This is a genomic window from Streptomyces sp. L500, from assembly GCF_054551825.1.
The window spans coordinates 1-7,700 of sequence record NZ_JBTOLC010000086.1 but is presented as its reverse complement, the minus strand read 5'-3'; the positions used below and the strand labels follow the sequence as shown (position 1 = coordinate 7,700).

The 7,700-nt window shown below is 72.4% G+C and carries 6 protein-coding genes and 3 tRNA genes; 3 read left to right on the top strand and 6 right to left on the bottom strand.

Annotated features, from left to right (window positions below):
• Nucleotides 1-139: 139 nt before the first annotated feature.
• The 3 genes from ACX9I7_RS32120 to ACX9I7_RS32110 form a co-directional block, all read right to left on the bottom strand.
• The gene (locus tag ACX9I7_RS32120) at nt 140-928 is read right to left on the bottom strand and encodes a TetR/AcrR family transcriptional regulator (protein ID WP_387573234.1); all 789 of its coding nucleotides are present in this window, start codon (nt 926-928) and stop codon (nt 140-142) included.
• A 64-nt stretch (nt 929-992) separates the two neighbouring features.
• The gene (locus tag ACX9I7_RS32115; RefSeq protein ID WP_459389337.1) at nt 993-2,522 is read right to left on the bottom strand and encodes an MFS transporter; all 1,530 of its coding nucleotides are present in this window, start codon (nt 2,520-2,522) and stop codon (nt 993-995) included.
• A 155-nt stretch (nt 2,523-2,677) separates the two neighbouring features.
• Nucleotides 2,678-3,421, bottom strand: coding sequence for a response regulator transcription factor (locus ACX9I7_RS32110; protein WP_387573229.1), 744 nt, complete (start codon nt 3,419-3,421; stop codon nt 2,678-2,680).
• A 140-nt stretch (nt 3,422-3,561) separates the two neighbouring features.
• Here ACX9I7_RS32110 and ACX9I7_RS32105 point away from each other — a divergent pair, with 140 nt between their 5' ends.
• The gene (locus ACX9I7_RS32105) at nt 3,562-4,452 is read left to right on the top strand and encodes a TIGR03620 family F420-dependent LLM class oxidoreductase (RefSeq protein ID WP_459389336.1); all 891 of its coding nucleotides are present in this window, start codon (nt 3,562-3,564) and stop codon (nt 4,450-4,452) included.
• Between the two features lie 49 nt (nt 4,453-4,501).
• On the opposite strand, the gene ACX9I7_RS32100 is transcribed toward ACX9I7_RS32105, so the two are convergent.
• The 3 genes from ACX9I7_RS32100 to ACX9I7_RS32090 form a co-directional block, all read right to left on the bottom strand.
• Nucleotides 4,502-4,575 (bottom strand) — tRNA-Met (locus ACX9I7_RS32100).
• A 27-nt stretch (nt 4,576-4,602) separates the two neighbouring features.
• Nucleotides 4,603-4,675, bottom strand: a tRNA-Arg gene (locus ACX9I7_RS32095).
• A gap of 214 nt (nt 4,676-4,889) precedes the next feature.
• Nucleotides 4,890-4,980, bottom strand: a tRNA-Ser gene (locus tag ACX9I7_RS32090).
• Nucleotides 4,981-5,200: 220 nt separating this feature from the next.
• Here ACX9I7_RS32090 and ACX9I7_RS32085 point away from each other — a divergent pair.
• Entirely contained in the window at nt 5,201-5,662 is a 462-nt protein-coding gene (locus ACX9I7_RS32085) for an SSI family serine proteinase inhibitor (RefSeq protein WP_387573223.1), read from the top strand.
• Between the two features lie 214 nt (nt 5,663-5,876).
• A partial coding sequence (locus ACX9I7_RS32080) for a PAS domain-containing protein (protein ID WP_459389335.1) occupies nt 5,877-7,700 on the top strand: 1,824 nt, incomplete at its 3' end.

The window sequence follows — 7,700 nt, the reverse complement described above, 5'->3', positions numbered from 1 at the left end:
TCCGTCACTACCTCGTGGGTCCCGTGCCGGGCAATCGGGCGGGCGGGTGGGGTAGAACCGCGCCGAAGGCGCGGGCACCACCCACCGGGGGCAACCGGAAAGTCCACGGAACCCCGCGCGGGAGGCGGTGCGCGCCCTCTCAGTACTGGGTCGCCCCGCGCGAGCGGTCGCGCATGACCTCGATGCCCGCGATGACCGTGTCGATCGCGAAAAAGAAATCCCGCTCCCACATCTCCGTCGCACCCCCCGTCTCCTCCGAGCGCCTCTCCACGATCTCGGTCACCTCCTCGAACGGCTCCGCCGTCGTCGGCCGCTGCGAGAACGCCTCGATGATCCGCTGGTAGTACTCGTCCTGGGTCAGTCCCTGCTCACGGCAGCGCTCGCGGTACATGCCCTCGACGGACGCGAAGCCGTAGACGAACTGGAAGAGCGCGGAGATCGCGCCGGTCATGGCGTGGGGGGGCACCCCGCTGCGGCGCATGACGGTCAGCGTGGCCTCGGAGAAGGCCAGGGCGCGGGGCCCGACGTTGAGGTACTGGCCGAGCAGCCGGGGCGCCCAGGGGTGGTCGGCGAGGACCCGCCGGTACTGGACGGCGAGGTCGCGGAGCTGGTCGCGCCAGTCGGCGTTCTCGTCGGTGAGGTCGGGCAGGCTCAGCTCGCCGCTGATGTGGTCGACGGCGAGCTCCAGGAGGTCGTCCTTGGTGTCGACGTACCAGTAGACCGACATGGCGGTCACGCCCAGCTCCGTCGCGAGGCGGCGCATCGAGAACTTCGCCAGCCCCTCGGTGTCGAGCATCCGCACGGTCGTGGCGACGATCCGTTCGAGGTCGAGCCCGCCCTCGGCGGTCTGGCCGTCGGCCTTGCGGCGGGGGTTGTCGGTCAGCCACACGCTGACCCGGGAACCGCCCGCGCGGCCTCCGCTAGCCATCCCGGCTCTCCCTTTTTCCACTGGTCAGTACACCTCGCATGCTACGTCCACACCGTTCCGGTTCTCACTGCGCCGGCTGGCGCCGGGCCTGCTTCTCGGCCCGGTGCAGCAGGACCGCCGCGACGATGCCGCCCGCGAGCACCGCGCTCGCGCCGACGAGCTGGCTGGTCTGGACGCCGGAGGCGAAGGCGTCCTCGATGGCGGTGCGGTCCGCCGCGGTGCGGGCGTGGCCGAGGGCCTCGGGCAGGGAGCCCGCGCCGGCGGCTACGGCCGGGACGAGTGCGGCGAAGCGGGAGTTGAGCACCGCGCCGAGCACGGCGACGCCGAGGCCGTTGCCCGTCTCCTGGAGCGTGCCGTTGACGCCGGCGCCGATGCCGGCCTTCTCCGGCGGGATGGCGGACATGATGGCGTTGGCCATCGCGGGCATGGAGATCGCGATGCCGACGCCCATGAGGATCAGGCCCAGCAGCATCCCGCCGTAGCCGTGTGCGCCGAGGATCGCGATGGAGGCGAGGCCGGCGGCCAGCAGGCCCATGCCGCCGCCGATGGCGGCCGGGGTGCCGATCTTCGGCAGCAGCCGGGCGCCTACGCCGGTGAAGTTGAGGACGACGATGACGAGTGCCAGCGGCGTCATCCGCAGGCCGGTCTCCAGCGGGTCGTAGTGGAGGACCAGTTGGAGGTGCTGGCCGAGCAGGAAGAACGAGCCGCCCATGCCGAAGGCGACGAGGATGCCGCCGGAGACCGCGCCGACGAAGCGGCTGTCGCGGAAGAAGTGCATGTCGAGCATCGGGTAGGGGCAGCGGGCCTCCCACACGGCGAAGAGGGCCAGGGTGACCAGGCCGACGAGGGCCGAGGCGAGCACCCGGGCGGAGGTCCAGCCGTGGGCGGGGCCGGAGATGATGGCGAAGACGACGCCGGTCATGCCGATCGTGGACAGCAGCGCGCCGAGCAGGTCGGGGCGCTCGCCCGAGGGGTTCTTGGACTCGGGCACCCACTTGAGCACCGCCAGCAGGCCGAGCGCGGCGACCGGCAGGTTGATCAGGAAGATCGAGCCCCACCAGTAGTGGTTGAGCAGCGCGCCGCCGACGATCGGGCCGCCGGCGAAGCCGAGCGAACTCACCGCTCCCCACAGGCCGATGGCCTTGGGGCGCTCGTCCGCCTCGAAGACCTGCACGACGACGGCCAGGGTGGTCGTCATCAGCAGCGCGCCGCCGATGCCCATGCCGGCGCGGGCGGCGATCAGCTGGCCCGTGCTCTCGGACAGCGACGCGACGAGCGAGCCGAGGCCGAAGAGGGCGAGGCCGGCGGCGAGGAGCTTCTTGCGCCCGTAGCGGTCGGCGGCGCTGCCCGCGGTGAGCAGCAGGCCCGCCTGGACCAGCGAATAGGCGTTGATCATCCACTGGATGTCGGCGGTCGAGGCGCCCATCTCCTCGGTGAGGGAGGGGATCGCGACCGTGAGGACGGTGTTGTCGAGGAGGACGGTGAGCTGGGCGAGACATATGACGCCGAGCACCAGCCAGCGCGTGGGATGGCGCTGCGGCTTCTCGTCGGCTCCGGTGCCGGGTGACGGCGTTCGTGCTGTGGTCGCGGTCATATGGGCTCCCCCTTGTACGGTGTACGACTGGCTTTCGTCGTACACCGTACAGGAGCCGCTATACGCCGTACAAGGCGATTTTTTCGAGAGCCCTCGGCGCCCGAAGGGGCGCGGGGAACTGCGCGACCGGCCACGACGGCGCCGCAGCCGAGCGCTCAGGCCGCCACCGCCGGCTTGATGAGGTACCCCGCGCCGCGCCGGGTGTGGATCATCGGCGGCCGGCCCGCGTCGATCTTGCGGCGCAGATAGGAGATGTAGAGCTCGACGACGTTGGCCCGCCCGCCGAAGTCGTACGACCAGACGCGGTCGAGGATCTGCGGCTTGCTGAGCACCCGGCGGGGGTTGCGCATCAGGAAGCGCAGCAGCTCGAACTCGGTGGCGGTGAGGTGGATCTCCGTACCGCCCCGGGAGACCTCGCGGCTGTCCTCGTCGAGGACCAGATCCCCCACCGTCAGCACGGACTCCGCGCGCGGCGCGGCGGCGCGCGAGCGGCGCAGCAGGCCGCGCAGCCGGGCGACGGCGTCCTCCAGGCCGAACGGCTTGGCCACGTGGTCGTCCCCGCCGGCGGTGAGGCCCGCGACGCGGTCCTCGGCGGTGTCCCTGCCGGTGAGGAACAGCACCGGCACACCGGGCCGTTCGCGCCGCAGCAGGCCCAGCAGCGTCAGCGCGTCCATGTCGGGGAGCGCCATGTCCAGGACCACGGCGTCCGGCCGGAACTCCCGGGCCCGGTGGACCGCTTCGGCGCCGCCGGCGGCGGCCCGGACCTCCCAGCCCTCGTAGCGCAGCGCGAGGGAGAGCAGGTCGGCGAGCGAGGACTCGGCGTCGACGACCAGGACGCGTACGGGGCTTCCGTCGTCGAGCCGCGGCTGAGTACGCCCGTGGGGCGAGGCGATGGTCATGCCACCGATGGTGGAACGGGTGGGTGAGAGCGCCCTTTCGGCACTCTGTGAATCGTCTGAGAATCGGAAGGGACCGGCCCGGGAATATCCGGAAGGCACCTCCGGTTGCGCGAGCCATGGCATCCGGAAACGATCACTGCATGAACAACGCGGCCGAGTCCCTGGGCACCGTCGGCGTCTGGAGCGTCGCCCTGCGCGTGGACGATCCCGCCCGGCTCGGCGAAGTCCGGGAGGCCGCCGCCGAATTGGACGAGCTCGGCTACGGCACCCTCTGGATCGGCGGCAGCCCCTCCGTGGCCCAGGCCGGGCACGTGCTGGCCTCGACCGAGCGCGCCGCCGTCGGCACCAGCATCCTCAGCATCTGGAACCACACCGCCACCGAGGTCGCCGCTGCCTACGCCGCCCTGGAGCCGGGCCGGCGCGAGCGCTTCCGGCTGGGCCTGGGCGCCAGCCACGCCCATCTGGCCTCGGGCTACGCCCGCCCCTACTCGGCGATGAAGGAATATCTGACCGGGCTCGACACCGCCCCCGTCCCGGTCCCGGTCGAACAGCGGCTGCTGGCCGCGCTCGGCCCGAAGATGGTGGCGCTGGCGGCGGAGCGCGCGGCGGGCGCCCTCCCCTATCTCGTCACCGCCGAGCACACCGCCCGGGCCCGGGAACTGCTGGGTGAGGGCGCGGTCCTGGCGCCCGAGCTCAAGGTCGTCCTCGACGCCGACGTGGCCCGCGCCCGGGAGACCGCCCGCGCGTATCTGGGCTTCTACCTGCCGATGCCCAACTACACCAACAATCTGCTGCGGCTCGGCTTCGCGGAGGAGGACTTCGCCGGCGGCGGCAGCGACCGGCTCGTCGACGCGCTCTTCGCCCTCGGCGACGCCGAGGCGATCAGGGCCCGGGTCGACGAGTTCCTGGCGTCGGGCGCCGACCACCTGGCCGTCCAGGTCGTCCTCGACCCGGAGCGGGACCCGCGGCGCGACGTCCTTCCGCGCGCGGAATGGCGCACGCTCGCCGAGGCCCTGCCGCTGAACGGCTGAGGGAACGCCGAAGGCCCGGTACGAAACGTACCGGGCCTTCGGACTTGAGTAGCGGGGACAGGATTTGAACCTGCGACCTCTGGGTTATGAGCCCAGCGAGCTACCGAGCTGCTCCACCCCGCGACGGACGGAAGACGAATCTTCCGACAGTGCGCTCGGCAGGATTCGAACCTGCAACCTCTTGATCCGTAGTCAAGTGCTCTATCCGTTAAGCTACGAGCGCTCGGCTTCCCGGCGTTTTCTTGCCGGTCGGCGTTGCGTGGACAACATTACATGAACCTCGCCGTCAGACGAAATCCATTGGCCGCAGCCCCTCTGACCTGCGGAAACGTTCTTTTTCGAGATCGTTGGGGGCAGGACCGGACAGGGCTGGAGGAGATCGGCGGCGAGTACGCGAAAGCCCCGGCCGTCTGGGACGACCGGGGCTTTCGTTACTGCGGAGGCGGAGGGATTTGAACCCTCGATGGGCTTTAAGGCCCAAACCGCATTAGCAGTGCGGCGCCATAGACCGGACTAGGCGACGCCTCCTCCCCCCTCGCGCGTGCGCCAGGGGTGCGTGCAGATGATGACACAACATTGCGGCCGGTCACCAATCGCACCCCTACGGTACCGGGCGACAGGTGTCTTGGGCAAAGGCGTTCGCGGCGCGCAACGCGGGGCGCTCCGGAGCGTTAGTGCGGGTGAGGGGTCCGGCCGGGCGATCCGGCCGCCCGGACCCGCGTTCGCACACACCCCGGGAGTCCCCCGAATGCCGCTCCGCCGCCTCGCCCTCGCCGCCGCCCTGGCGCCCGCGCTGCTCGCGCCGGCCGCCTCGGCCGCGCCCCTCCCCCTGGACGGGCTGGACCGCTCCGCCGACCACCTCACGATCACCGTGACCGACACCGGCGGCCACGACGCCCGCTACGAGCTCTACTGCCACCCGGCGGGCGGCACCCATCCGCGCGCCAAGGAAGCCTGCGCCCAGCTGGACGGGCAGACGACCTGGGGGAAGGACCTCTTCGCACCCGTACCCAGGGGCGCGGACTGCACGATGGTCTACGGCGGGCCGGACCGCGCGCACGTAAGCGGAATCTGGACGGGACGGCCGGTGAACGCCGACTTCAGCAAGGCGAACGGCTGCGAGATGGCCCGCTGGAACCGGTTCTCCACTGTGTTCGGGGAGTCGAAGGGCTCGCCGAAGAAAACCCCCGAAGGAAGTCGACTGGGCTGACCGGAAGGTCCCCACGAAGAGGGACACGAGGGGCATGTCCGGCCTGCCCGAGACGCCCCGGGGAGGCTTACCGGAACCTCCCGGCACACCCGTCATCCGCAGTAGCGCCCACCACGGCAGCCCGTAGACTTCCCCTCGATGACAGGCCCCACAGGCGGTGCGAACCCGTCCGGAGCGGTCGGCAAGGTGCGGTAACCAGGGAGGAAGCGTCGTCGTGAGCAGCAGGCCATCCCGAGGCGCTGCTCGCCTCGCAGCCATACTCGACGCCCTCCCCGACGCGCTGCTGCTCGTCAACTGCAACGGCACGGTCGTCAACGCCAACCACATCGCGCTGGAGACCTTCCAGGTGCCCGGCACCGGGCTCGTCGGGCGCGGTCTGCTCGACCTGCTGCCGGAGTTCGACTCCCGGCGCATCCCCGGCGGCCTGCGGGCCCCCCGGAACGAACCGGACGGCGGCCGCACCCGGCCCACCCGCATGATCGCCCGGCGCACCGACGGCACCCAGTTCCCCGTCGAAGTGACCAGTGCCAACCTCGACGGCCGCACCCCCTACGCCGAGCCGAGCGCTTCCGCTTCCTATGAGGACGAGCTCCTCATGCTGGTCGTCCGCGACCTGACCGGCACCATGGACACCGAGGCCGAACTGGCCCGTTCGCAGCGCCAGACCGAAATGATCCTGCGCGCGGCGTCGGAGGGCGTGGTCGGCGTCGACACCGCCGGCAAGGTCGTCCTCGTCAACCCCTCCGCCGCGCAGATCCTCGGCTACCGCGCGAGCGACCTCGGCGGCCGCGAGCTCCACCCCCTCATCCACCACTCGCGCGGGGACGGCACGCCCTTCCCTTACGAGGAGTCGCCCATCGCCGACACCCTGCGCTCCGGGCGCAAGCACCGGGTGCGCGGGCAGGTGCTGTGGGCCAAGGACGGCCGCCCGGTGCCCGTCGACCTCACGACCGCGCCGGTGCGCGACGGCGACCAACTCGTGGGCGCGGTGATGACCTTCACCGACCGCCGCCCCTACGACGCGCTGGCCGCGCGCCACGCCCAGTTGCTCAACCTGGTCGACGGCTCGCTGCGCGGACCGCTCGACCACCTCCGCGCCGAACTCGGCACCCTGGCCGACGACCCGGCGGGCCAGCTGTGGCCCGAGGCCAACCAGATCCTCCACCATCTCGCCGCCGGCTACGCCCGGATGCGGACGCTCGTCGACAACGTCCTCGCCTACCAGCGGCTGGACTCGGGAACGGACAGGCTCGCCCGGGAGAAGGTCGCCCTCGACGAGGTCGTCGCGGCGGGCGTCGAGGGCGCGGTCGAGCTGATCGGCCCGGGGCGCGCCCAGTTCGCCGTGCACGCGCCGGCCATCGAGGCCGAGGTGGACGCGGCGCGGTTCGCGCAGGCGCTGGCGCATCTGATCGCGGACGTCGCGGGCGTCGACTCCACGGGCGCCACGACGGCCCCGCTCTCCGGCCCGGGAGCGGGCTCCGGCGACTCGACGATCGTCGTCGCGGCGGCACAGCGCGGGGAGGTCGTCCGCATCGAGGTGCGCGGCCCCTTCCCGGGCGGCGACCCCGTGCACGGTCCCCTGGTGCGGGGCATCGTCCGGCGCCACGGCGGAGTGCTGCAGACGCACGACGTGCCGGGTTCGTCGGGCGGCAAGGCGTACGTCCTGGAGGTGCCGGTCGCGGCGGAGGCGGGCCCGGTCCCGCCGGGCGCGGAGCGGCGCGGGCCGGACACGGAGAATCTGACGACGGTCATGCCGATGCCGACGCAGCGGGGCCGGGGCACGAGCCCGGACGCGGCGCCGACGCCTTCGCCTTCGTCCTCGCCTGCTTCCCCGCCCGGGGACGGAGACGAGCCGGCCGGCACCGGAAAGCGCGCCCGCCGCCCCGACGCGGAGCCGGCGGAACCGGCGGAGGCCGGGACCAAGAGCGAGGGCTCCGCACCCCCGCCGACCGGGCGCCGCCGGGGTCCGGCGCGGGCCGAGGAGGAGCCGGCGGGCGCGCCCGCCGGTGCCGGGCTCGTCCCGCCGCAGGCGACGGGC

What these genes read in the sequence shown, in the direction of transcription:
- ACX9I7_RS32110 (WP_387573229.1), bottom strand. Translation starts at nt 3,421, where the DNA reads ATGACCATCGCCTCGCCCCACGGGCGTACTCAGCCGCGGCTCGACGAC.
- ACX9I7_RS32085 (WP_387573223.1), top strand. Translation starts at nt 5,201, where the DNA reads ATGCCGCTCCGCCGCCTCGCCCTCGCCGCCGCCCTGGCGCCCGCGCTG.
- ACX9I7_RS32105 (WP_459389336.1), top strand. Translation starts at nt 3,562, where the DNA reads ATGAACAACGCGGCCGAGTCCCTGGGCACCGTCGGCGTCTGGAGCGTC.
- ACX9I7_RS32115 (WP_459389337.1), bottom strand. Translation starts at nt 2,522, where the DNA reads ATGACCGCGACCACAGCACGAACGCCGTCACCCGGCACCGGAGCCGAC.
- ACX9I7_RS32120 (WP_387573234.1), bottom strand. Translation starts at nt 928, where the DNA reads ATGGCTAGCGGAGGCCGCGCGGGCGGTTCCCGGGTCAGCGTGTGGCTG.